This is a genomic window from Ascidiaceihabitans sp. (assembly GCF_039986515.1).
Lineage (GTDB): Bacteria > Pseudomonadota > Alphaproteobacteria > Rhodobacterales > Rhodobacteraceae > Ascidiaceihabitans.
Map to the genome: position 1 here is coordinate 140136 of NZ_JBDWQO010000009.1, position 25317 is coordinate 165452.

Below are 25317 nucleotides of genomic sequence, written 5' to 3' on the forward strand. Positions count from 1 at the left end.
AGCTCCACAGTGTATCGGGGATCGCCTTTGCCACTTTGTAAAAAGGCCCGTGACGTTTCATTTGACGGCCCCGAAGGTCAGACCCTGCACCAACTGTTTCTGGCAGAACCAACCCAGCACAACAATCGGACCTACGGCGGCTGTGGACACAGCAGCCAATCGGCCAAAGAACAGTCCCTCGGGTGCGCGGTTTCCTTCAATCAGTTTGGACAGGGTGGCCGCGTCAATGGTGGTCAGGCGCACCGTCCAATAGGCTTCGTTCCAGCAGAAGATAAACGTCAAAAGCGCTGTTGAGGCGACGCCCCCCCAGGCCAGCGGAATCAAGATGTCTTTGATTTCGCCCCAGGTTGTCACACCGTCCATCTTGGACGCCTCGATGATCTCTTTCGGGATCTCCTTGAAGTAGGTGAACAACATCCAGATCGCGATGGGCAAGTTGATCAGGCACAAAACCAGGATCACCAGAAAGTGGGTGTCAAAAATCCCAAGGAAATTCTTGGTCAGAAACGTCATTGGATACAGCACAGCAGCGGCAGGCAGCATCTTGGTGGACAGCATCCACATCAGGATGTCTTTGGTGTGACGGCTGGGATTGAACGCCATCGCATAGGCTGACGGTACGCCGACGACCAAGGCGAACAACGTGGCAAATGTTGAGGTGATGACGGAATTGATCGCAAAGCGCCAATAGTCATAGTTTTCCGTCATATTGGTGTAGTTTTCCAGCGTTGGCGTGAAGAAAAACAGGTGTTCCGGCTTGACCGCATCCGCATCCGTTTTGAAGCTGGTGAACACCAACCAGAAGATGGGAAAGAAGAAAATCAGCGCGACACCCCATGCCAGCACAGGCCATGCAAAGTTGCCGAATTTGGATCGTTCTGTAACAGCTGCCATGTTCTTATCCCTTAATCCATCAAGCTTTTGCCAACCATGCGCAGCAAGAAGATGGCGATGATATTGGCAAGGATGACGGCGAAGATGCCCGTGGCGCTTGCGGCACCAATGTTGTTGGATGAAAATTCGCCGATCAGGTAGGGAAGGTTTTTGTTCCCGTTGCCGCGACTGACAATTTCAATTTCGGCATAAAGCGACAAGTGGAAGATCGACTGGATCATCACAACAATCGCGATGGGACGCGCCAGATGTGGCACTGTCAGGTTGATGAATTGCGACCATGCCCCGGCACCGTCCAATGTTGCGGCCTCTTTTTGCGACTCGTCTTCGGATTGCAGTGACGTCATGAAAATTAGGATCGCAAAAGGCGTCCATTGCCATGCCACCATCATGATAACGGCATAAGCCGATGTTTGCGTTGCCCGGAAAGAAATCGGTTCGATCTCGGGCCAAAGCGAGAAGAACGCCCCAAGCACCGGAAAATCACGCAGACCGTCAACCAAATTGTTCAAACCACCAACGGCAATCCCCTGCAAGCCAAGCACCGGATCAAGGATCATGTTGATCCACAACACGGCATTCACAGCCGGCATCACGAAAAACGGCGAAATCAAAAGCACGCGCACAATGCCCCGCCCAGGGAAATTACGGTTGATCAAAACCGCGATGGCCAGCCCCAGAACCACCGTGATGATCAGAATACTGGTCACGATGAACACCGAATTCTGGATCGCGAACCAAAAATCTTTAGCGTTGAGCACGTATTCATAGTTGCCAAAACCACGCCAGTTGCTCAGGGCGGGTTTGGTCCATTCGGGGCGGCGCAGACTGTTCAATACATAGCGAATGAATGAAAAATACAGCGTCATGCTGAGGGGCACCAACATCCAGATCAACAACAAGATGACGGCAGGTGTTTGAAGCAAACGGGGAATCGTTCTGTCGGACATAACGGTTTCAAAGCCTTTGTTGGACAAAGATGCGGTGGGTGATGGCATGATACAGCTTTTCATGAACGCAGATTATCGCTGGCGCACCTGAAAAACGGTATGGGGCGAGAGGTCCGGCGGCACTTTGGCCGGACCTCTGCACATTTTAGAGAGAGTTAGTAGTAACCCGCTTCCGACATGATTGCGTCAGCCGCTGCTTGTGCAGCTTCCAAGGCTTCATCTACGGATTTCGCACCTGACAAAGCAGCTGCCATTTCTTGCGCAACCGCAGAACCCACTTCCGGGAACTCGGGGATCGCTGCGAATTGAACACCTACGTATGGCTTGATGTCTGTGGCTTCTGGGGCCGCAGATTCAATGGCTGCCATTTCAGCAGCAGCGAAAGGTGCTGCGGCTTGGAATTCAGGGATCGCATATGTGGAAGCGCGTGTACCTGTTGGCACTTTGCCCCAACCAAAGTCTGGGTGGTTGCCCACGGCTTTGATGTACTCTTTGGACGTGGCCCATTCGATGAACGCTTGGGATTCAGCAGCGTTCGGGGAACCGGCCGGAACCGCCATCGCCCATGCCCACAACCAGTTCGCGCCCACTGGGTTACCAGCGTTCGGGGACTGGGCGTATGCAACGCCGTCAACTGTCAAGAAAGATGCCGCGATTGTGGCGTCGATCCACATGCCGCATTTGCCTTCGTTGTACAAAGCCAAGATTTCGTTGAAGGAGTTGCCTTCAGAACCGGGAGGGCCGTAGTTGCCCAGCAGATCAACGTAAAAGTTGATGGCCGCTTTCCATTCGTCTGAATCAAGCGTTGGTTTGAAGTCTGCGTCGAACCACGCACCGCCAAAGGAGTTCACAACGGTCGTGATGAACGCCATGTTGTCGCCCCAACCTGGCTTACCGCGCAAGCATGCGCCGTAAACGCCGGCATCTGGGTTGTGGATTGCAGCGGCTGCCGCTTTCACGTTGTCCCAGCTGTCGTTGTCGGCGATGTTTACGCCTGCGGCGTCTGTCAGGTCCTTGCGGTACATGACCATGGACGATTCACCGTAGAATGGTGCCGCGTACAATGTGCCTTCGTGGGACAAGCCGTTGCGCATCGCTGGCAGCATGTCGTCAACGTCATAGTCTGCGCCGAACTCAAGTGGTTCGATCCAGCCTGCGGCACCCCAGATTGGTGCTTCTTGCATGCCGATGTTGATGATGTCGTACTGGCCGCCACCTGTGGCTGTGTCGGATGTGACTTGCTCGCGCAGAACGCCTTCTTCCAGCGACACCCAGTTCAGCTTTACGCCGGTTTCTTCGGTGTAGGCTTCAGCCACTTTTTGCATGTTGATCATGTGACCGTTGTTCACGATCGCAATCGTAAGTTCCTTGGCGTGACCATCGGCCAACGCGAAAGACGCACCAGCGATACCAAGCGTCAAGCCAAGCGCAGTGTTACGAAGAGATTTCATAGATTTCCTCCCAGAAATGACAGAATCGTTTTTTGTCTGTCCTATAAGATTGATAGATTAACTCCGTCCACTCTAATACAAATCTATCAAAATAGCGTACAAATGCATCAAATATCCCGCAAAAACGAGGTATTGTTGTGCATTTATCAGTGGCCTGTTCCGATAATGGCTGCCTAGGCGATGTCTAGATCTTATCCAAAACACACAAAAGGCGGACAGGGTTGCCCGCCTTTTGTGATTGCTTGATAGGGCAAAGAACCGATCAGACGAAACGGTTGACGATGTTTTCCAAAATCTCTTGTTTGCCGGACCGCGGGGCAGGATCGATGCCCGTTGACGCGACCCGCTCTGCGATACTTGAAAAGTCGCTGGCCAGCATAGCTTTGGCGTCGGATGTGTCCCAACCCGCATAGCGATCTTGCCGCATTGCTTCCAAGGTGCCGTCTTCCGTCATGGCCACTGCCGCTTTGAAACCACGCGCACAAATGTCCATTGCACCGGCGTGCGCCGCAATCAGATCTTGTGCATCCAAAGATTGCCGGCGCAGCTTTGCGTCAAAGTTTGTGCCCCCCGTTTTGAAGCCACCCGCTTTGATGACCTCATAGTAAGCCAAAGCCACTTCGGGCGTGTTGTTGGGGAACTGATCCGTATCCCACCCCGATTGATAGTCATTCCGGTTCATGTCGATTGACCCAAAAATGCCCAGGCTGCTGGCAAGCGCCAATTCGTGTTCAAACGAGTGTCCGGCAAGAATTGCGTGCCCTTGTTCGATGTTCATTTGCACTTCGTCTTCCAGCCCGAAATCTTTCAAGAAGCCATACACGGTTGCCACATCATAATCATACTGGTGCTTTGATGGCTCTTGCGGCTTTGGCTCAACAAGGATGGCGCCCTTGAAACCAATCTTGTGTTTGTATTCGACTGCCATCTGCAAAAAACGCCCCGCGTTCTGGCGTTCGCGCTTCATGTCCGTGTTCAGAAGCGTCTCATACCCTTCACGCCCCCCCCAAAGCACATAGTTCTGGCCATCCAGCTTATGCGTCGCATCCATACACGCCTTGACCGTGGCAGCGGACCACGCAAAGACATCCGGGTCGGGGTTTGTGGCCGCGCCAGACATAAACCGGCGATGGCTGAACATGTTTGCGGTTCCCCACAGCAATTTCGTTTTTGCCCCGTCCATCTTTGCGCCAAAATAATCAATGATTTCCTCAAAGTTGCGCAGACTTTCGGCAAAGCTATCCCCTTCGGGACGGATATCGGCATCATGCCAACAAAAGAACGGCACATTGAGCAGATCAAACATTTCAAAGGCCACATCCGCCTTCATACGCGCCAAATCCATGGTATTCCCAAACCAGGGGCGCTCGAATGTTTCTCCGCCAAACGGATCACCGCCCGGCCACGCAAACGAATGCCAATAGGCCACGGCGAAACGCAAATGCTCCTCCATCCGTTTGCCCATTACGATCTCGTCTGGGTTATAGTGCCTAAAGGCCAGATCGGTGCTGCTGGGGTCATAGCGTAGCGGCGTTATACCTTTGAAAAAATCAGTCATGGGAAGTGTCTTTCATCATTGCCAAAGTGGGGTCCGCAGGAAGGTTATCGCGGACATATATAGTGGGAACCAAATCAGGGGCCGGAGGCGGCGAACGCCCGTCGATCAAGGCCTTCAACACGCTAAGGGCCCTGTTCACTTCCACATCCGGCCCTTGATCAATCACCAGATCGATATGCCCGTGTTGCAAAGCGTGGCATGTGTCCGGCATCAATTCATGCGCCACACAAAAGGGGCGGTGGGTTTGGTCAAGCTGCGCCATTGCATCTATCAGGCCAACGTTGCCGGCACCGATGTTGTAAAGCGCAGTGATACCGGACGATTTATCGACCGCCTGCTCAACTTCGGCTTTCACGACATTTGGATCATCGCAGGTCATCACCGGAACATTCACCGCAAGATTTGGGAAATCACGGTGTATTACCTCGTAAAAGCCAGCCAAACGATCCGCGTGGTCATGGGCCTCGGTGGATCCGGCAAGGATGTGGATACGCCCCGATTGCCCGCCATGCGACACTCCGACAAGACGGGCGGCCGTGCGCCCTGCGGCGACATTATCGATGCCAATATAGGCCGAGCGCAGATGCTTGGGCAGGTCAGACACCAAGCTGATGATGTGAACGCCCTGCTCTACCAAGCGCTCTATCGGGGCCTCCAGTTCAGTGCTTTGCAGCCCGACAACAGCAACACCATCGAAACCCTGATCAGCAATCGCGCTCAAACACGACTTGAGACCGCCCACGGCAAAGGCATCGACACCGATAGCCGTTGCGCTGATCTGATCCTTTGCAAGATGGTCCGACAGCCCATGCAGATGACTGCGGATACGATCGTAGAACGCATTGGGTCCGTTCGGAAGCAGGAAAGCAAGCCGGTAAATCCGTTTGCGCGACAGGTTGGCGGCGGCAACATTGCGCACATAACCCAAAGCAACCATCGCATCACGGACCTTGCGGGTGGATTTTTCCGCGACATTCCCCCGCTTATTAATAACGCGATCAGCAGTTGCATAGCTGACACCCGCGGACTTCGCCACGTCACTTAACGTCGGGTTCTTCATGCCACCTCCATCGCAGTTACTGTGGTGCCGCATTTGCTACCGCTAGAAATGGTATACGTCAATCACACTTTGACATACGTCAATCATTTCTATCATTGATAGAATTTCGCTTTTTGAGGGGCGTCGACTTCACGACAAGATGCCGCACTGCAGTCGGCGTTTTGATGCGTATTTGTCTTGCTTTCTACAGCTTATGGCCCTAACCAGCGGGTGCTACGTTACCACTATCGTTTTTTCTGCTCCTAAAGGCTCAGTCTTGCGATCTTGCACTGACCACGCCGACCTGCCGCATTCCGCGGGCAGTATTTTAAGGAGAAACACGATGGCTAATGGCACCGTGAAATGGTTCAACTCTACTAAAGGCTTCGGCTTTATCGCACCTGACGAAGGTGGCAAAGACGTGTTTGTACACATCTCTGCAGTTGAGCGCGCAGGCCTCACAGGCTTGGCAGACAACCAAAAAGTCACATTCGACATCGAAGCTGGCCGCGATAACCGCGAAAGCGCGACAAACATCGCATTGGCGTAAGCTGATCTGGCAGCCGACTTTACGTCGGCGGCAACCAAGAATTCGAAGGCGCACGGTACTCCGTGCGCCTTTTTTGCATTTCGTGATGTGTGACCAGCGCGCCTAAATATGCCTACGCCAAACGACCCATTGGCAATTGATTTCCAATGCAAATTACGAATGCCCCACTTTTGACTTGGTCACTTTGCCATGGGGTTTCAACAAATCGTAACCGAATCGAACTAGTCAAATGCAACATCATCTGATGCTGTAGCAGATCCGCGATCGTTCTATGGATTCAGTGATCTTTGGGACGATTGAGGTTAATATGAAAAAACCTATCCGCAACATCGCTATTGGCGTGAAATTGCCCATTGCGATCGCATGTTCGGTAGCAATCACGGTCATCGCACTGACGATCGTTAGTGTCACTGCAGCGCGCGGTATCATTGCCAATTCTGTGGAAGAAAAACTGGAATCAATTGCAATGATGCAGGCCGACCGGGTGAATGACCTGTTTGGCTCAATTGAGCGTGACATCAGGCTTCAATCGGCCACCCCGCTTATCGCCCAAGCGCTTGTTGCCTTTACCGACGGATTCGAAAGTCTCGGGGAAGACGCATATGACACCCTAACTCGTGTTTATATCCACGAAAATGAGAATCCGACCGGTCAAAAGGATCTGTTGGTAAAAGCCGACACTCAATCAAGCTACGGGTTCATGCACAGCATTTACCATCCCGTTCTGGACAATCTGCAGAATGAAATGGGCTATTATGATTTGTTCCTTTTCGATGTGAAAGGAAACCTAGTCTACAGCGTTTTTAAAGAAAACGATTTTGCGACCAACCTTGTCGACGGCATGTGGAAGGATACCGGGTTGGCCACAGCCTTCTCCAAAGCATTGGAGCGGACACCAGACCAGGAAACAGTGTATGTAGATTTCACCAGATACGGGCCTTCACACTCTACTGCTGCCGCATTCATGTCGCGCCCTGTTATTGACCAGAACGGCATTCTCGTCGGTGTATTAGCGTATCAAATGCCAATTGGGGCTTTGAACCAGGCTGCAGGCGATCTGCAAGGCCTTGGTGCAACTGCGAATGGGTTCCTAATTGGAGATGATCACCTTTTGCGCTCTAGCTCAATTCAAACAAACGAAACCGACATTCTCGAACTGGCGCACAACGGTGAAATCATTGCACGCGGGCTGGCAGATCAAAGTGGTAGTTTTTCCGATACCGGATTTAACGGCCAAGACGTGATGGGTTACTTTAATCCAATCGAATTTCTTGGCACCAAAATGGTCGCGATCGTGCAGCAAGATACAAAAGAGCTTTTTGCCGGAGTTGGCCCTTTGGTATTCAAAATTTTGCTGTTTTCTCTCGCAATTTTCTTAACAGTATTGATGGCCGCAATCATGTTTTCGCGCAGCATTTCAGTGCCGATCAAAAACCTTACAAATTCTGTAAAAGACGTAGCAGCTGGAAATTTGCAAACCAATGTGCCTGAAACAACACGCGGCGATGAGATAGGTAGCCTTGCCAGGGCAACTGAAGTTTTTCGACAGAATGCGCTCAAGATTGACGCATTAAACGCAGAACAAACCCGTGCGAACACGAAGATGGAACAACTCAATACTGAACGTGAATCTGCCGCTCAAAGGGAAGCACTTTTGGCTGCTGAAAAAATTGAAGCCGACAAAGCTGCGGCTGCAGAACGTCAGGAAATGATGGAAATTTTAGGGCAGTCCATCGGCCAAGTTGTCAATGAGGCCATTGCCGGCAATTTTTCCACACGCATCGAAACGCAATTTGACGATCAAACATTAGTTGCGCTGTCAAACGACATCAATGCCTTGATGCAGGCCGTGGACAGTGGCTTAACAGAAACAGGCCGATTGCTGGAGCGTGTCGCTCAAGGTGATTTTTCCCAACGGATGACGGGCCGATTTGATGGTGCTTTCGCCGATTTGCAGCGAAATGTGAATGACATGATAGATGCTTTGACCTCGCTGATCGTCGATATTGCCGACACAGGAGAGACCCTGGCGATTTCTTCTTCCGACATGCAAGAAACAGCACAAGCGCTTTCCCAACGCGCCGAAGAAAATGCAGCATCCGTTGAAGAAACATCGTCCGCACTTGAACACTTGTCTTCCTCCGTCCGGCAGGTACGAGACAATGTCCATGAAGCAAGCGCAGATGCAACAGAAGCCCGGAAAACTGCAGCCTCAAGCGAAAAGATCGCGGCAGAAGCGGTGTCTTCGATGGACCGCATCGCAGAAGGATCGCGTGAAATCACCCGTGTGGTTGCTGTCATCAATGAAATCGCCTTTCAAATTAACCTTCTCGCGTTAAACGCCGGTGTCGAAGCCGCAAGAGCAGGCGAGGCAGGACGCGGGTTCTCCGTTGTTGCATCCGAAGTGAGAGCTTTGGCACAACGCGCCAGCGAAGCAGCTACTGAAATCGAGGGTGTCATTTCAGCAAGCGACATCGCCGTAACAGATGGCGTTTCCAAAGTCGGAAGTGCGCGAAATCTGCTTGAACACATTGCGGCACGAGTCGTTGCGATCTCTGACCGTGTCGAAGTCGTTACGGCCGCTGTATCTGAGCAATCAAAGGGAATTGATGAAATTTCCACAGCTGCGATTGCAATAGAACAAAACACTCAAAAACAAGCGGCCTCTTTGGAAGAAGTTACGGCTTCCACTTTGGAATTGGCAAGCCAGTCTCGTGACTTGAAAAAATCGACAGCACGCTTTCAAATCGAAGCCCCAAATCACAGTCAAAACAATCGGAAAGCGGGTTAAAAAACCCTGCGCAATAACCGTTTATAATATCAGTTCGCACACGGGCGACCAAGTAACCTGCCCACCCGAACGATATAATTTTGGTCAGACTAAACGTAAGCTGCCAAAATGTTCAAAGACCGCTTTTGGACCACCCAAACGGTTTAAAACTGGCGCCAAAATACTGTGCAAATATCCATGTTTTACGTGCTCATTACACGGGATCCCATCTCGGCGCACATGTGGCAAAACTGCTAGGGCCGTTTCCAGAGCGTCGACTGCTTAGGCTGTGAATAATTCGAAAACGTGGTCATCGAGGTTAGCTGCGACAACCGCTTCCAGTAGAAACACAAACAAGATGTTGTGCAAAGAAAAGCAGGCCACAGGCCTTGGCATGGCCAGGACGGCACAAGCGGCTGATGCCTTTTCAGCACCGTCAGATACGTCACGTCTTTACCAACCAGTACACGAATGCACCCCCAGTTTCACCTTCTTATCCAGTGCAACGCATTGAACATCAAATTCAATCACTACCAAATCATACACTTTTGAAGCCAGAAAATGCGGTTTTTCCGACTATGATCAAACTGCACCAGGTTCTCTTCCATGTGACCGCAAAAAACCTGTGCAGAGAACTATTATTCATGTTGCCTTGGATCGAGAACTTGGAAAAGGTTAGCGACGTTGCGCCTTCGCTCATTATTGCAATCAGGTTCAAAGATTTTTGACGACAGAACCCAAATCGAACTCGCCTGACCTAAGAAATTGAAATTAAATGATTAACCGAACTAAACCAGCTCCAGTTTTTCTCGGCAGATTTATTTGATGTCAGATAGACCCTTCGTTCAAAAACAGGTGCTGAGGGTACAGTAAACATCGAACCATTTGACACAGCATCCGCCACCATTCGAAGCGGTACATAAGCCGAACCGCCTGCGCGTAATAGATGCTGTAGCCCCATGGTGGCCGTACCAAAACTTAACCGCGGGCTCACTGCATTTGTAAATGCGGACGCATGATCGCGACCAAAGTCCTGGCCTCCTTCCACAAAAACATAACCTGCATCCTCACGCCCAAGGCTGTCATGATGCGTTGCGACCAACGTTAATTGATCGGGCTTCAATTCCGTCTGACTTTGGCGTGGAGAAATTGCCGCACGGTAAGTGAAAGCAATGTCTGACCGTCCAGAGCCAAGCCATTCGGCGACGTCAGACTGGCTGCCCAACCAGACTGAAATCGCAGTCGCCGGATATCTGTTTTGCAAATTGACAAAGAATCTCTCTCCCAATCCGGGCCACAAATCCGTTTCACACGCCAAATTGCACACCCCCGATAGCTCTTCTGGCAGCGACGCCTCTTGCTGTGCCTGTCGCCACAGTTCGGAAATCGTGTCCGCATACCGCAAAAGGCGCATGCCAGCCGCCGTCAAGGTTGCACCCGATTTGCTGCGGTTGATTAGGGTTTGACCAACTGTGTCCTCAAGGGTTTTCAAACGTGCAGTTACTGTCGACTGGGTCACATTCAACGCCTCCGATGCACGGACAAGGCTGCCGGTTTCGACAATAGAAAGGAAAGTTCTGAGCTCGGACAAATTCATATGTACATAATTCGAATATTTCGAACTTACTGTCAAATAACTTTCAATATCATATATCTAAGTTTTACATTACCCTCTCCTCAAAAGGAGAAACGCTTGATGCAATCTACAACCAGTCAGGAATTCATCGCAGCCATGCGCACTGTTGCAAGCAGTGTCAGCGTTGTGACGACAGATGGTGACGCGGGCCGGTACGGCGCCACAGTGTCAGCCTTTTGTTCGGTGTCGGCCAATCCGCCAACAGTTCTGGTTTGCCTCAATGCAGCATCGACAATTGCAGCAAAAGTCAGTGACAATCGCGCTTTTTGTGTAAACGTCTTGCCCGATCATGCGTCATACATCGCAGACCGATTTGCAGGGCGACACGACACGTTTATCCAAGACCGGTTTGAAGGGATGGACGTCACAGGGCCAGACTTTGGACCTGTGCATGGCCTGGCTGGTGCCACGTCCCTGCAATGTCAGCTGACGCAAGCGGTCATGGAAGGCACCCACCTTATCTGCATCGGGCGCGTCACCCAAATCGCTTTGGGATCAGAAATGCCTTTGACGTATTTGGCCGGTCAGTACCAAACCTCAGTCCCCACAAAGGCGGCAATGCCATGACAGCACACTACCAAATGTTAATCGACGGGCAATGGGTCGATGCATCTGACGACGCCCGTTTTGACAGCTTCAATCCGGCAACCGGCCAGAAATGGGCAACGATTCCCGAAGCAACAGAGCAAGATGTCGACGCCGCTGTTCGGGCCGCAGACAGGGCACTGGACGGCCCATGGGGACAGATGACACCGACGATGCGCGGCAAATGTTTGCGCCGATTGGGGGATTTGTTGTCGGAAAATTCCGAAACGATCGGACGCATTGAAACAGTCGATACAGGAAAGCTGTTTAAAGAAACCGCGTGGCAAGCCACTTACATAGCTGAATTTTTCCAATTTTATGCAGGCGCTGCCGATAAAATCCACGGCGAAACGCTGCCCATCGACAAGCCCGACATGTTTGTTTTCACCGACCGCGAACCTATCGGCGTCGTGGCCGCTGTCATACCATGGAACAGCCAGATGTTCCTAAGTGCTGTCAAAATTGGCCCTGCTTTGGCGGCAGGCAACACAATCGTATTGAAAGCGTCCGAACACGCCTCTGCGCCATTGTTAGAGTTTGGAAAACTGGTGTCTGAAGCCGGTATTCCTGACGGGGTCATTAACATCGTGACGGGCCATGCCACCCCCTGCGGTCAAACCCTGACAACCCATCCGCTGGTGTCCAAAATCGCCTTCACGGGTGGGCCCGATGCGGCGCGCCACATTGTGCGCAATGCTGCGGAAAACTTCGCCGAAGTGTCGTTAGAACTGGGCGGTAAATCCCCGTTTATCGTCTTTGAAGACGCGAACTTGGACAGTGCGGTCAATGGATCGGTAGCCGGAATTTTCGGAGCTACGGGGCAAAGCTGCGTCGCGGGCTCCAGGCTATATGTGCATGAGGACATCGCGGAAGCGTTCTTGGAACGCCTCGTGTCCATTGCCCAAGGCATCCGCATTGGCGACCCTCAAGCTGAAGATACGGAAATGGGGCCGCTGTGCACCCAAGGTCAGCTTGACCACATTGACACCCAAGTCGCTTTGGCCGTGCACGAAGGTGGCACTGTGCTGACGGGCGGCAAGCGGGCTGATGTGCAAGGGTTGTATTATGAACCCACCCTTATTTCTTGCCCGAGACAGGACATGACGATCGTCGACACCGAACTTTTTGGGCCTGTTCTGTCCGTACAAACTTTTAAAACCGAAGATGAAGTTCTGGCCTTGGCCAACGACAGCAAACACGGGTTGGCCGCAGGAATTTTCACCAAGGACAGTGCGCGCGCCTTGCGCATGTCAAAACGTGTGAAGGCCGGCATCGTATGGGTCAACACATACCGCGCCATCAGCCCCGTTGCGGCCTTTGGTGGCGTTAAAAATTCCGGCTACGGCCGCGAAGCCGGGATGCAGGCCGTTTACGCCTACACCCGCCCAAAAACCGTCTGGATGAACCTGTCCGACGCCCCAATCGCCAACCCCTTCAAAATGAGTTAGCCCCATGAAATTCCATCTCGCAATCAACCTGGAACGTATGGATGACGCCACCGACATTCGTGCCGTACGTGACCACACGCTTAAAATGGTACAGCAGGCCGACGCCGCTGGGTTTGAAATTGCGTGGGCTGCTGAGCACCATGCGCTCGAAATGACCATCGCCCCAAACCCTTTCCAATTGATGACGTGGTGGGCGGATCACACCGACACCATTCGTGTGGGCTGCGGCGTTGCGAACGCGGCGTATTGGCATCCTATCAATCTGGCTGGCGAAGCTGCGATGGTCGATGTTCTGTCCGGCGGCCGGTTAGAGCTGGGTCTGGGATCCGGGGCCTATCAACGCGAATTTGATCGTATGAAACCCGGTCTCGATCAACGCGACAGCTACAAATACATGCAAGAAATGTTGCCGCTGGTGCGCGAATTGTGGCAAGGCGACATCACACACAATGGCACGCACTGGCAATTCCCTGCCGCAACGTCCTGCCCCAAACCTTTGCAAGACAAAGTGCCGATGTGGGTTGCCGCACGTTCGCCAATCACCTTCGATTACGCGGTCGAAAACGACTGCAACATCATGTGTTGGCCTTTGGCGATGCCCATGGACGAGGCCGTCAAATACCGTGCCCAATTGGATGAAAGCATCGCAAAAGCAGGGGGTTGGAACGGCACTTTCGCACTTATGCGCCATACCGCTGTCTACGACAACGACACCGATCGTGCCACAACAATAGATGCCATTCGCGGGGCCTTGGGACGTTTCGGCAATGTCATGATCAAAAAGGGCGAGGTCGTGAATGGCTTTCCAGAACAGGTCGCGTTGGCCGATTTGGATGGCAACGCCCGCGTCGACCCATCGATGCTGGAAGAGAACCTGATGTTCGGCTCGCCCGCGCAAGTCATCGAGAAACTGAAAGCCTACGAAGCCCTTGGCGTGGATGCTTTCATTTATTACGCCTCAATGGGGCTTGATATGGATGTGCAACAGCGATCCATGGACCTATTCATCAACGAAGTTATGCCGGAGTTTACCTGATGCCCGCTGAAATTCGCCGTACAATCCTGAATGTGCAAGACACCTACATTGAAGGTTGGAAAGCCGTAGAGACCCCGACCAAACTGATTGCTGCCATGGCGATTATCAAGAACCCGTGGTTCGGACGCGGTCATGTTGAAAACCTGCGCCCCGAAATTCGGGACGTCGGCCCCGAAGTGGGTGCTTTGTTGACCAAAATGATATTGGACGTGGCGGGGGATGGCGTTGAAGGCTACGGCAAAGCGTCGGTCGTGGGCATGGGCGGTGAACTGGAACACGCCCAGGCTTTGACCCACACGCTGTGGTTTGGCAATAAGTACCGCGAAGCTGTTAACGCACAGTCCTATTTGGTATTTTCCAACACCCGCGGTGCAGCAGGTACATCCTTGATGATACCTTTGATGCACAAGGATGACGGTGGAAAGAGGTCTCATTACCAGACCATTCATGTCAGCGTTCAAGACGCCCCTGCCGAAGATGAAATCATCATGGCCCTTGGAGCATCCATTGGTGGTCATCCCAACCACCGCATCGGCAATCGCTACGAAGACCTGAAGGAAATGGGCCACGACGTGGACAATCCCGCCGGTGTCTGATGCGTTTGCCCCTGATGGCACGGCCTATGACCTGACAGGCCCCGTCGATGCGCCTTGTGTCGTGTTGATCCATGGGCTGGGCCTGTCGCGTGCACTTTGGGACGCGCATCTGCCAGCCTTGGCGGACTATCGCGTGCTGCGCTATGATTTATACGGTCATGGCGGAAGTGCGCCCAGCGCTGTGACGACCAGTCTTGCGGTGTACGCCCGACAGCTGGCCGATCTTATGCAGCATCTGGGCATCGACGCAGGCCATATCGTGGGCTTTTCTATCGGCGGCATGATCAACCGGCGCTTCGCTTTGGATTTCCCGGAAATGGCGCGGTCTTTGATCATTATGAATTCTCCTCATGATCGCGGTCCGCAAGCGCAAAAAGCCGTCGAAGACCGCGCAATTGCCGCCCGCAACCAAGGCGCTTTTGCGACTTTTGAGGCAGCCGTAGCGCGGTGGTTTACGCCTGATCATCAAAAACACGGGACGGGACCGGTTCTGGTGCGGGACTGGCGCACCCAAGTCGATGACGAAAGCTATGCGCAGACCTCTTGGGTTCTGGCGCATGGCGTGCGTGAATTGATCGGTCCCGACCCAGCCATTGCGCACCCCACTTTGGTCATGACATGTGAAAACGATGTGGGGTCGACACCGGCCATGAGCCACGCAATCGCGGAAGAAATCCCAAACGCAACCTGCGTTATCATACCCGAATACAAACACTTAGGCCTGATCGAAGATCCGGACGCTTTCACCCGTCCGATACTGAATTTTCTGAACACCCTAGATTGACAAGCCCCTTGGCCCGCCTCAGGTTGCGCGGATGATTGGCCACATCCTGACCCTAAAACAACTCGAGGCGCTTATCTGGGTCGCCGACTTGGGCAGTTTTCGCAAAGCAGCCAAACATCTGAACACCACGCAGCCCAACATCTCGACCCGCATTTCAGGGCTGGAAAAGACCCTTGGCGTGATCTTGATGGAACGCGATGCGGGGTCTGTGCGCCTGACAGAAAAAGGGCGCGACATTCTGCACGCCGCGCGCGCAACATTACGACAAGCCGAACATCTGGTCGAAGTGGCCGAACGCCCCGACCTGATCCACGACCGCTTGCGATTGGGTGTGACAGAACTGGTCGCCTGCACATGGCTGCACAGCTATCTGCGCCGCATCAAAGAAACCTACCCTTCGGTTTTTGTGGAATTGACCGTGGACTTGTCACGAAATCTGGACAGGGCATTGGCATCCAACCGGCTGGACATCGCGATCATGAACGCGCCTTTTACGGCCCCTGTTGACGGCATGATAGAATTGGGGCGCTTCGGATATATGTGGACCGCAAGCCCGAATGTCGCTGCCGAACTGCAAGGGCCCTGCACGATCAAGGACCTGCTGCCATACTCGATATTGACCCATGCACGACACACGTTGCCTTTTATCGAGCTGACCGAAGAAGCCACACGCATGGGGTTGCAAACGGCGCGTATTGTGCCCTCCAATTCTATGACGTCCTGTGTGCAAATGGTTGCTGACGGCATGGGGGTTGCCCTGTTGCCACGTGTTCTGGTCGAACGTGACATCGCCCAGCGCCGCCTTGTTCAACTGGACGTCAACTGGACGCCAAATGCACTGCGGTTTGCAGCACGGTATCAAACAGAAAAAATGACGGTGTTCATGAACAATGCCGCCGAAATGGCAAAGGATGTTCTTGTCGCTTACCAAGCTGACCGATCGTCGCTCTGATGATAGATTTTTTCTATCATATATATTTGAAATAAAAATTTGCAGCTATGCAAGGAACGGCTCATTCTGACCGTGACAGCATATGGACAGATCAGATGGCACAACATTCTACTCGGCTTGGCGTCGACATCGGCGGCACTTTTACAGACGTGGTTCTGGAAACGGGCGGGGCGTCGTTTTCGACCAAAGTTCTGACCACCTATACCGCCCCTGAAAACGCGATCATCGACGGGATGCATCAGGTTTGTGCGAAAGCCGGCATCACCCCGTCACAGATCGATCAGATCATTCACGGCACGACACTGGCGACAAATGCCCTGATCGAACGCCGCGGCGCCAAAACCGCGTTGATCACCACCGAAGGCTTCCGCGATGTGATCGAAATGCGCACTGAATCGCGCTTTGAACAATATGACCTGAACCTGAACCTGCCCGATCCCCTGTTGCCCCGCTATATGCGGTACACTGTGCCGGGGCGAGTGGATGCGACGGGCGCTGTGCTAAAACCATTGTCGCGCGCCGACATTGAACCCGTCGTGGATCAGATCAAGGCCGCAGGCTATGACAGCGTCGCGGTCGGGCTGATCCATTCCTACCTGAACGACAGCCATGAGAAGCTGGTGCGTGACGTGCTGGCCGAAAAGCTACCCGATGTGATGGTGTCCCTGTCTAGCGAAGTGTCACCGCAAATGCGCGAATACGAACGTTTTAACACCGTGGTCGCCAACGCCTACATTAAGCCTTTGATGAAGTCGTATCTGGGCCGCCTCGAAGGCCGGCTGCAAGACGAAGGCGTGGGGTGCAACATCTTCCTGATGCATTCAGGCGGCGGCATAATTTCCATCGACAGCGCTGCTGAATTTCCTGTCCGTCTGGTTGAATCCGGTCCCGCCGGTGGGGCGGTTTTTGCAGCACATATCGCTGCGCGGTACGGGTTGGACAAAGTATTAAGTTTCGACATGGGCGGCACAACAGCCAAGATTTGTCTGATTAAAAACCAAACCCCTAAAACATCGCGTGTTTTTGAAGTCGCCCGCACCTACCGCTTCAAAAAAGGCTCCGGCATGCCGATTTCCATTCCCGTCATCGACATGGTCGAAATCGGTGCAGGTGGCGGAAGTCTGGCGCATGTTGATGCGATGCGCCAAATCCGTGTTGGGCCGGAAAGCGCAGGCTCTGAACCCGGCCCCGCATGTTACGGGCGCGGCGGTAAACGTCCTGCTGTAACGGATGCCGATCTGGTTCTGGGCAAGCTTGATGCAGACAACTTTGCGGGTGGGTCAATTGTTCTGGATGCGGACAGTTCCAAAAACGCCCTGACAACCCATCTGGGCGATGCATTGGATATGGATGCGGCAACATCAGCTTTCGGTTTGGCCGAAGTTGTGGATGAAAACATGGCCAACGCAGCACGGGTGCACGCCGTCGAAAATGGCGAAGACCTCAGCGATTACACCATGATTGCCTTTGGCGGGGCGGCGCCTTTGCATGCGGGCCGCTTGTGCGAAAAACTGGGCGTCGAACGCCTGCTGGTGCCCCCCGGGGCGGGGGTTGGATCTGCCATTGGATTTTTGCGGGCACCCTTCAGCTTTGAGGCGAACAGATCAGTTTACATGACGCTGGACGCGTTTGATCCGGACAAAATCACAGCCCTTTTGGGGGACTTGAAAACCGAAGCCACGGGATTTGTGCGCACTTGTGATGCGCAGGCCGAAATCCTGTCCGAATTCAAAGTCTACATGCGCTACGCAGGGCAAGGTTGGGAAATCCCGATCATGCTGACCGAAGCACAAGCCATGGCGCCTGATGCCGACACCTTCAAATCCCGCTTCACCGAAGACTACGTCAAGCTGTTCGGACGTGCGGTGGACGGCATGAACATCGAAATCACCGTGTGGTCTGTCAATGCAACAACCCGTCCCGAAACAGTGGCTCCGGTCGCCCAAAGCACCATCGGATCTGCAGCGCCCGTCGGCAGTGCGCGCACCCTGTTTGATCCGGCTTTGGCCAAATTTATGCAAGCCGATGTCGTGTTGCGCGATCAAATGCACAGCGGCCAAACAGCGAACGGCCCCGCCGCCATCACCGAAGACGAAACCACGATCATTGTGCCCGCATCACGCATCGCGCTGCGCCAACCTGATGGCTGCATCGACTTGCGCGTGAAAGGATAAACCCATGGCAAAATCACACTCAACCGTTGCGTATCAAGTCATGTGGAACCGGCTGATTTCGGTGGTCGAAGAACAGGCACAAGCCCTTGTGCGCACGGCCTTTTCCACTTCAGTACGCGAAGCAGGCGATCTGTCAGCAGGCGTCTACGACGTCCAGGGCCAAATGCTGGCGCAGGCCGTGACAGGCACACCCGGCCATGTCAATGCGATGGCCGATGCCGTGGCCCATTTCATCCGACGCATCGGGCGCGACAACATTTACGAACACGACGTCTACATTACGAACGACCCATGGGAAGGCACAGGCCACCTGCATGACATCACCATGGTCACGCCGTCTTTTCACAAAGGCCACTTGGTGGGGTTCTTTGCCTGCACCGCCCATATCGTCGACATCGGTGGGCGCGGGTTCGGGGCAGACGCCGCCAGCATTTATGAAGAAGGCCTTTATCTGCCCATCATGAAGTTCGCTGAACGCGGTCACGTGGATGCCACGTTGCTTCGTATCGTGCGCGGCAATGTCCGCGAACCCGATCAACTGGTCGGAGACATGTATGCTTTGGCGACGTGTAATGAAATCGGCCACCGCCGCCTGATCGACATGATGGAGGAATTCGGGTTGGATGCACTGGACGATGTGGCCACCTTCATTCTCGACAATTCGCGCCGCGCAACCATCGAAGCGATTGCGAAGCTGCCCCGCACCTCTGCCACAGGCGAAATGACAGTGGACGGGTTTGCGGCCCCCATCACTCTGAAGGTCAAAGTATCAGTACACAAAGACCGGATCGTGTCGGATTTCACCGGGTCGTCGGGCTTGGACAAGAAAGGCATCAACTGTCCGCTGGTCTATGCCAAGGCCTACGCCTGCTACGCGTTGAAAGTGGCCATTGCGCCAGAAGTGCCCAACAACGCCGCCAGCCTTGCCCCCTTCGAGATCGAAGCGCCAGTTGATACGATTGTGAATGCCGTGCACCCTGCCCCCGTGGCCCTGCGCCATATCGTGGGGCATTTTGTACCAGACACGGTTTACAATGCTTTCGACAAAATCGTGCCGGGTCTGGTGCCTGCGGAAGGGGCGGGATGTTTGTGCAACTTCCAAGTGTCGCTGCGTCCGCGCACCGATGCACCCGCGCCCGACGACGCCCGCCGGTCCGAGGTACTGACTTTCAATTCAGGCGGATCCGGGGCGCGTCCCGAACACGACGGGCTGAATGCGACGGCTTTTCCATCGGGTGTCATGACCATGCCCATCGAGGCCACAGAGCACGCAGGCCCCGTCATTATCTGGCGCAAAGAATTGCGCCCTGATTCAGGCGGCGCCGGCCAGCAACGCGGCGGCTTGGGGCAATACATGGAAGTGGGCGCACGCGAAGGTCATGAATTCGACATTCAAGCCATGTTCGACCGTGTGAACCACCCCGCACAGGGACGACGGGGCGGTGGCGCGGGCGCGCCAACCACAATCGCACAAGACGACGGCAGCCCGATGAACGGCAAAGGCAAGCAGTTCGTGGCCCACGGCCGGCGCGTGATGATGGCCTTCCCCGGTGGCGCAGGCTACGGCGACCCGGCAAAACGTTCAAAGGATCACGTAAAAAGAGACTTGGCATTGGGCTACATCTCTGCCGAAACTGCCGCACAGGACTATGGCTTAAGCGCCGAAGATATCGCGGATGTGCAAAACACCGTGACCAAGGGGGGAACAATTTGATGAGCAATCAAACACCAAATCACAGCAGCTATGACATCATCATCGTGGGGGGCGCAATCATGGGATCGTCCACGGCTTGGTTCCTGACCGAACAAAAAGACTTTCAGGGACGTGTGCTGGTCGTAGAAAAAGATCCAAGTTATGAATTTTCCTCAACGGCGCACACCAATTCCTGTATGCGCCAGCAGTATTCCAACGCGCTAAACGTCAACATCTCGCAATTTGCGGCTGATTTTGTGAAAAACATCCGCAGCTACATGAAAGACGACCGCGTCCCGGAACTGTCGATCCGATCCTTTGGTTACATGTATCTGGCCGACACCGAAAGCTTCGCCCAAACCCTACGCGAAAACATCAAGATCCAGCACGACGCAGGGGCCGCGACCGTTTTGATGACACCGGACGAAATCAAGGCGAAATACCCTTTCTACAATGTGGATGACATTGTGTTGGGGTCCATCAACACTGTGGACGAAGGCTATTGGGACGGGGCGGCCGTGTTTGATTGGTGGCGACGACTGGCCCGTGAACGCGGCGTGGAGTATGTGCACAACGAAGTTGTCGCGATGACAAAAAACGCCGCAGGCACGCGTGTCGAAAGCATCACTTTGGCTTCGGGCGAAGTGATCTCCTGCGGGCAGGTTGTCAATGCGTCCGGCCCGCGGGCCGCACGAACAGCCGCCATGGCAGGCATTGAGATACCCGTTGAGCCGCGCAAACGCTTTTCGTGGATTTTTGCCGCCGAACGACCACTCGATCAGGACCTGCCCCTGACCATTGATCCTTCTGGCGTACATTGCCGCGAAAATGGCGGTGGCACCTATCAAGCCGGAGGGCACGCCGACATCGATCCGGCTGTGGATTATGACGATTTCAATATGGACCACAGCTTTTGGGAAAACCACGCTTGGCCGATCCTTGCGACCCGTATTCCCCAGTTCGAGGCCGTGAAAGTCACCCATTCTTGGACCGGTCACTACGCCTACAACACGCTGGATCACAACGCGGTTCTGGGACGGCATCCCGAGATTGAAAACTTCATCTTCCAAAACGGATTTTCGGGCCACGGCCTGCAACAATCCCCCGCCATGGGGCGCGGCATTGCAGAACTTTTGGTGCATGGCGCCTATCGCAGCCTTGATCTGTCACCCTTCAGCTATGAGCGGATCACAACCAATACACCAATAATCGAAAAGGCAGTTATCTGATGCAAATGCCCCCAAATCCGTTCATGCGCGCCCTGACCAGCAAACAAAAGCAGTTGGGCATCTGGACCAGTCTCAACAGCCCTTTCGCAGCCGAAGTTACAGCCCCAGCTGGATTTGATTGGGCGTTGGTCGATATGGAACATTCGATCAATGATTACTTCAGCGTTCTGGGCCAGTTGCAGGCCTTTGCCGCCAGCAGCACAACCGCGATCGTGCGCCCCGAATGGAACGATCCGGTGGCAGTTAAACGCCTGTTGGACATGGGCGTGCCGGGTCTGCTGTTTCCCATGATCCAAACCGTAGAAGAAGCCGAAAAAGCGGTCGCCGCAACACGTTATCCGCCACATGGGATGCGCGGGTTTTCAGGGGGGACACGGGCCAATAAATTCGGGCGCGTGACTGATTATCTGGATAAGGTCGAAAGCGAAACAGCCGTCCTGTTGCAGATTGAAACCCGCAGCGCCATTGAACAGGCCGGCGCAATCGCGGGCGTAGACGGTGTCGATGGCATTTTCTTTGGCCCCGCTGACATCGCCGCAGACATTGGCAAACTGGGCCAGCCTTTGGATGCTGCAGTGTGGGATTTAATCCGACCGGTGGCCGCAAAATTGCGTGACATGGGCGTGCCTGTCGGGACTTTGGTCAATGATGCGGATTTTGCAGCCCAGCTTTTGAACGAAGGCTTCACCTTTGTGGCGTGTGGCACCGACACCACCCTTCTTGCCCGCGCATCCGATGCATTGCTGGCAAACGTCAAAGGGCAGTTGAAATGAAATATGCGGCGTCCCGTCTGGATCCGGTCCAACCTTCGGCCTCGGCCTGGGTCAGCCAAGCGGCGAAAGCTGCCATTGCAGCCGGGGAAGACGTCATTGATCTGGGGCTGGGCGAGCCCGATTTCGACACGCCGTCCCACATCATTGAGGCTGCCCACCGCGCGGCCCTGAACGGCGAAACACGCTATCCGCCGACCAATGGAACCGCGGCCTTGCGCCAAGCCGTTGTGGGCAAGCTGGCGCGCGAAAATGCCCTGAGCTATGGGCTGGACGAAGTGATAGTATCCAACGGCGCAAAACAAGTGCTGTTCAACGCGATGATGACCACGCTGGAACCACAGGACGAAGTGCTGCTATGCGCCCCCTACTTTGGCCAGTATAAAGACATTGTGTTGATCTTGGGCGGCACGCCTGTTGAACTGATTTGCCCCGCGTCGGACGGATTTATCCTGAAGCCCGACGCGCTCAGGACTGCCATCACCCCCAAAACACGTTGGATCATGCTGAACCTGCCGTCCAATCCGGCAGGCGCAGTCTATTCGGACGACGCTCTGCGCACTTTGGGACAGGTTGTGGACGACCACCCAGATGTGTTGATCCTGTCTGACGAAATCTACGAACATATCTTGTTTGACGGGCACAAATTCTTGTCCTTCGCGGCGGCAAACCCGCAATTGAAAGATCGGACCCTGACGGTGAACGGCGTGTCCAAAGCCTACGCGATGACGGGGTGGCGCATTGGATACGGGGCTGGCCCAGCCCCCTTGATCGCGGCCATGACCAAGGTGCAGTCGCAGATTTGTTCAGGCGCTTGCGCCATTGCCCAAGCCGCAGCCGCCGCCGCCCTGAATGGCCCGCAAGACGAGGTGCGCCGCTTCAATGCCGCCTTTGAAGCGCGACGCAATCTTGTTGTGGATCATGTCGCGGGCATCGACGGGCTGACACTGGAGCCGCCGCAAGGCGCCTTTTACGCCTTGATCGGCTGTGAGGCCCTGATCGGTGCCACCACCCCCCACGGCACCACGCTGGTCAATGACGCCGACGTCACGGCCTATTTCCTGAAAGCGGCAGGCATTGCCGCCGTTCCAGGCAGCGCTTATGGGCTAGAGCCGTTTTTCCGCATTTCCACAGCCGCCTCCGAGGCCGTACTCTCGACAGCAATGACGCGACTGGCTTCGGCAGTCGCAGCCCTTCAACTAAAGGAAACACCATGAAAAAAATCGTATTGACCGGCGCCGCAGGCCGTTTGGGGTCATATTTGCGCGAACCGCTGACCAAGCTGTGCGACGAATTGGTATCCACAGACATCAAGGACGACGTTGGCACGCTTTATGCTGGTGAAACCTACATGCAGGCCGATCTTGCGGATTTTGTCGCGATGGACAAAGTGATCGAAGGCGCCGACATGGTTGTGCACATGGGCGCTTTTGTCGATGAAGGCCCGTTCGAACAATTGCTTGGGCCGAATTTCGTGGGGTCTTACAATGTCTGGGAAGCGGCCTCAAAGCATGGTGTGCGCCGTGTCGTTTACGCGTCATCCATCCACGCCGTTGGCATGTATCCCAAGAACGAATTCATCGACACCGAAGTCGCCCACCGCCCCGACACTTTCTATGGTCTGGCCAAGTGCTTTACCGAGGATTTGGGTCGCATGTATTGGGAAAAACGCGGCCTAGAAAGCGTTCACATGCGCATCCTGTCCTGCGCCCAAGTCAACAACGCCCGCGCTTTGGGGTCATGGTTGTCTTATGATGATCTGATCCAGCTGGTCACACGTTGCATCGAAACCCCTGTCACAGGATTTGCCGTCATTTACGGCGTGTCAGACAATGACCGCGCACCCGTGGACAATTCCAAGGCCAGCTTTTTGGGCTACCGTCCGAAAGACAACGCAGAACAATTCGCGGAAGAGGTCTTGGCCAATGAACCACCCATGAACCCACACGACCCCAACCATATGTGCCATGGCGGCCCGTTTGCGGGTGTCGATTTGGGCAAGTCCGGTCTGGCCGGAATGAACGTCGTTGACGACCGAAAAGAGAATTAAAACCTATACGATGGTTCATTCGGGGCGCGTAAATTGCGCCCCGAATAACACATAAACGGCGCTAGATCAGCTGGCCCATCGCCACGGCAGTGTCGGCCATGCGGTTGGAAAAACCCCATTCATTGTCGTACCAGCTTAGAATGCGCACCATGTTGCCATCCAGCACTTTGGTTTGATCCAGATGGAAGATCGACGAATGTGGGTCGTGGTTGAAATCCGAACTCACCAAAGGCAAGTCGGTATATCCCAACACATTTTTCAACGGCCCATCGGCTGCGGCGATGATGGCTGCATTGATTTCTTCCACAGACGTGTTGCGCTGCGCCTCAAAGGTAAGATCCACAACAGACACGTTGGGGGTTGGCACGCGGATCGCCACGCCGTCCAGCTTTCCGTTCAGTTCGGGCAACACAAGTCCAACAGCTTTTGCGGCGCCCGTTGAGGTCGGGATCATAGACAATGCAGCGGCGCGGGCACGGTACAGATCGCTGTGCATCCGGTCCAACGTCGGCTGATCACCGGTATAGCTGTGGACAGTGGTCATAAACCCTTTTGTTAGACCCACGGCATCGTTCAAGGTCTTGGCCACGGGGGCAAGGCAGTTGGTGGTGCATGACGCATTAGAGACGATCACATCGTCCGCCGTCAGATCACCGTGGTTCACACCATACACGATTGTTTTATCCGCATCTTTCCCTGGCGCAGAGATCAGAACCCGCGACGATCCATTATCAAGATGGGCCTGACAGGCTTCTTTGGATTTGAAGATACCGGTACATTCCAGCACCACATCCACGTGTCCCCATGGCAGATCGGCTGGGTTGCGCATTGCCGTGACTTTGATGGGGCCGCGCCCGACATCAATGGTGTCATCCGTGGTTGTGACATCGCCATTAAAGCGTCCATGCACTGTATCGAAACGGAACAGATGCGCATTTGTTTCGACAGGCCCCAAGTCGTTGATAGCGACAACTTCGATGTCTGTGCGTTCACTTTCGCAAATCGCACGCAATACATTGCGCCCGATCCGCCCAAATCCATTGATGGCTACAGTCACTGGCATGTCAGGCTCTCCGTAAATATTGTGTATTTTGCATCACGCATGAAGGTTCATGATTAAGTTAGCGCTAACAAATACTGCCAAATTTCAAA

The 25317-nt window shown here is 54.1% G+C and carries 21 protein-coding genes; 14 read left to right on the forward strand and 7 right to left on the reverse strand.

Going from position 1 to position 25317, the window contains the following annotated elements; all coding sequences use genetic code 11:
- Positions 1–57: 57 nt before the first annotated feature.
- The 5 genes from ABJL60_RS09820 to ABJL60_RS09840 all read right to left on the reverse strand — a co-directional run bounded on the left by ABJL60_RS09820 (position 58) and on the right by ABJL60_RS09840 (position 5913).
- Positions 58–894 (reverse strand): carbohydrate ABC transporter permease, encoded by an 837-nt coding sequence (locus ABJL60_RS09820; RefSeq protein WP_108829329.1) that lies wholly within the window; start codon positions 892–894, stop codon positions 58–60.
- An 11-nt stretch (positions 895–905) separates the two neighbouring features.
- Positions 906–1844 (reverse strand): sugar ABC transporter permease, encoded by a 939-nt coding sequence (locus ABJL60_RS09825; RefSeq protein WP_348288966.1) that lies wholly within the window; start codon positions 1842–1844, stop codon positions 906–908.
- 155 nt (positions 1845–1999) lie between these two features.
- A complete protein-coding gene (locus ABJL60_RS09830; RefSeq protein ID WP_348376168.1) occupies positions 2000–3295 on the reverse strand; it encodes a sugar ABC transporter substrate-binding protein in 1296 nt (431 codons plus the stop codon).
- A gap of 262 nt (positions 3296–3557) precedes the next feature.
- Positions 3558–4853 carry a xylose isomerase gene (gene xylA / locus ABJL60_RS09835; RefSeq protein ID WP_348376169.1) on the reverse strand — a complete coding sequence of 432 codons (1296 nt, stop codon included), beginning with the start codon at positions 4851–4853 and terminating at the stop codon, positions 3558–3560.
- The gene (locus tag ABJL60_RS09840) at positions 4846–5913 is read right to left on the reverse strand and encodes a LacI family DNA-binding transcriptional regulator (protein ID WP_348376170.1); all 1068 of its coding nucleotides are present in this window, start codon (positions 5911–5913) and stop codon (positions 4846–4848) included. Before ABJL60_RS09840 ends, xylA begins: the two co-directional genes overlap by 8 nt.
- Positions 5914–6235: 322 nt before the next feature.
- On the opposite strand from ABJL60_RS09840, the gene ABJL60_RS09845 reads away from it, so the two are divergent.
- Both ABJL60_RS09845 and ABJL60_RS09850 read left to right on the forward strand, forming a co-directional pair.
- Entirely contained in the window at positions 6236–6442 is a 207-nt protein-coding gene (locus ABJL60_RS09845; protein WP_108829333.1) for a cold-shock protein, read from the forward strand.
- 307 nt (positions 6443–6749) lie between these two features.
- Positions 6750–9233: a methyl-accepting chemotaxis protein gene (locus tag ABJL60_RS09850; protein WP_348376171.1), complete on the forward strand. Its 2484-nt coding sequence runs from the start codon at positions 6750–6752 to the stop codon at positions 9231–9233.
- A 736-nt stretch (positions 9234–9969) separates the two neighbouring features.
- On the opposite strand, the gene ABJL60_RS09855 is transcribed toward ABJL60_RS09850, so the two are convergent.
- Positions 9970–10845 (reverse strand): LysR family transcriptional regulator, encoded by an 876-nt coding sequence (locus ABJL60_RS09855; RefSeq protein ID WP_348376172.1) that lies wholly within the window; start codon positions 10843–10845, stop codon positions 9970–9972.
- Positions 10846–10908: 63 nt separating this feature from the next.
- On the opposite strand from ABJL60_RS09855, the gene ABJL60_RS09860 reads away from it, so the two are divergent.
- The 12 genes from ABJL60_RS09860 (at position 10909) to ABJL60_RS09915 (ending at position 24165) form a co-directional block, all read left to right on the forward strand.
- Entirely contained in the window at positions 10909–11415 is a 507-nt protein-coding gene (locus ABJL60_RS09860; protein WP_348376173.1) for a flavin reductase family protein, read from the forward strand.
- On the forward strand, positions 11412–12881 hold the full coding sequence (locus ABJL60_RS09865; RefSeq protein ID WP_348376174.1) for an aldehyde dehydrogenase: 1470 nt from the start codon (positions 11412–11414) through the stop codon (positions 12879–12881). The genes ABJL60_RS09860 and ABJL60_RS09865 overlap by 4 nt, the downstream gene beginning before the upstream one ends.
- 4 nt (positions 12882–12885) lie before the next feature.
- Positions 12886–13917, forward strand: a complete 1032-nt coding sequence (locus tag ABJL60_RS09870; RefSeq protein ID WP_348376175.1) for an LLM class flavin-dependent oxidoreductase — start codon at positions 12886–12888, stop codon at positions 13915–13917.
- On the forward strand, positions 13917–14513 hold the full coding sequence (locus ABJL60_RS09875) for an amino acid synthesis family protein (protein WP_108829338.1): 597 nt from the start codon (positions 13917–13919) through the stop codon (positions 14511–14513). Before ABJL60_RS09870 ends, ABJL60_RS09875 begins: the two co-directional genes overlap by 1 nt.
- On the forward strand, positions 14506–15297 hold the full coding sequence (locus ABJL60_RS09880; protein ID WP_348376176.1) for an alpha/beta fold hydrolase: 792 nt from the start codon (positions 14506–14508) through the stop codon (positions 15295–15297). The genes ABJL60_RS09875 and ABJL60_RS09880 overlap by 8 nt, the downstream gene beginning before the upstream one ends.
- 31 nt (positions 15298–15328) lie before the next feature.
- Positions 15329–16249, forward strand: coding sequence for a LysR family transcriptional regulator (locus tag ABJL60_RS09885; RefSeq protein WP_348288846.1), 921 nt, complete (start codon positions 15329–15331; stop codon positions 16247–16249).
- Positions 16250–16344: 95 nt separating this feature from the next.
- The gene (locus tag ABJL60_RS09890; protein ID WP_348376177.1) at positions 16345–18423 is read left to right on the forward strand and encodes a hydantoinase/oxoprolinase family protein; all 2079 of its coding nucleotides are present in this window, start codon (positions 16345–16347) and stop codon (positions 18421–18423) included.
- A gap of 4 nt (positions 18424–18427) precedes the next feature.
- On the forward strand, positions 18428–20137 hold the full coding sequence (locus ABJL60_RS09895; protein WP_348376178.1) for a hydantoinase B/oxoprolinase family protein: 1710 nt from the start codon (positions 18428–18430) through the stop codon (positions 20135–20137).
- Positions 20137–21345: an FAD-binding oxidoreductase gene (locus ABJL60_RS09900; protein WP_348376179.1), complete on the forward strand. Its 1209-nt coding sequence runs from the start codon at positions 20137–20139 to the stop codon at positions 21343–21345. Before ABJL60_RS09895 ends, ABJL60_RS09900 begins: the two co-directional genes overlap by 1 nt.
- Positions 21345–22118: an HpcH/HpaI aldolase/citrate lyase family protein gene (locus ABJL60_RS09905; RefSeq protein ID WP_348376180.1), complete on the forward strand. Its 774-nt coding sequence runs from the start codon at positions 21345–21347 to the stop codon at positions 22116–22118. The genes ABJL60_RS09900 and ABJL60_RS09905 overlap by 1 nt, the downstream gene beginning before the upstream one ends.
- The gene (locus tag ABJL60_RS09910) at positions 22115–23332 is read left to right on the forward strand and encodes a pyridoxal phosphate-dependent aminotransferase (RefSeq protein ID WP_348376181.1); all 1218 of its coding nucleotides are present in this window, start codon (positions 22115–22117) and stop codon (positions 23330–23332) included. Before ABJL60_RS09905 ends, ABJL60_RS09910 begins: the two co-directional genes overlap by 4 nt.
- Positions 23329–24165 carry an NAD(P)-dependent oxidoreductase gene (locus ABJL60_RS09915; RefSeq protein ID WP_348376182.1) on the forward strand — a complete coding sequence of 279 codons (837 nt, stop codon included), beginning with the start codon at positions 23329–23331 and terminating at the stop codon, positions 24163–24165. The genes ABJL60_RS09910 and ABJL60_RS09915 overlap by 4 nt, the downstream gene beginning before the upstream one ends.
- A gap of 61 nt (positions 24166–24226) precedes the next feature.
- Here ABJL60_RS09915 and gap read toward each other — a convergent pair whose 3' ends face one another.
- On the reverse strand, positions 24227–25228 hold the full coding sequence (gap, locus tag ABJL60_RS09920) for a type I glyceraldehyde-3-phosphate dehydrogenase (protein WP_348376183.1): 1002 nt from the start codon (positions 25226–25228) through the stop codon (positions 24227–24229).
- Between the last annotated feature and the right edge of the window lie 89 nt (positions 25229–25317).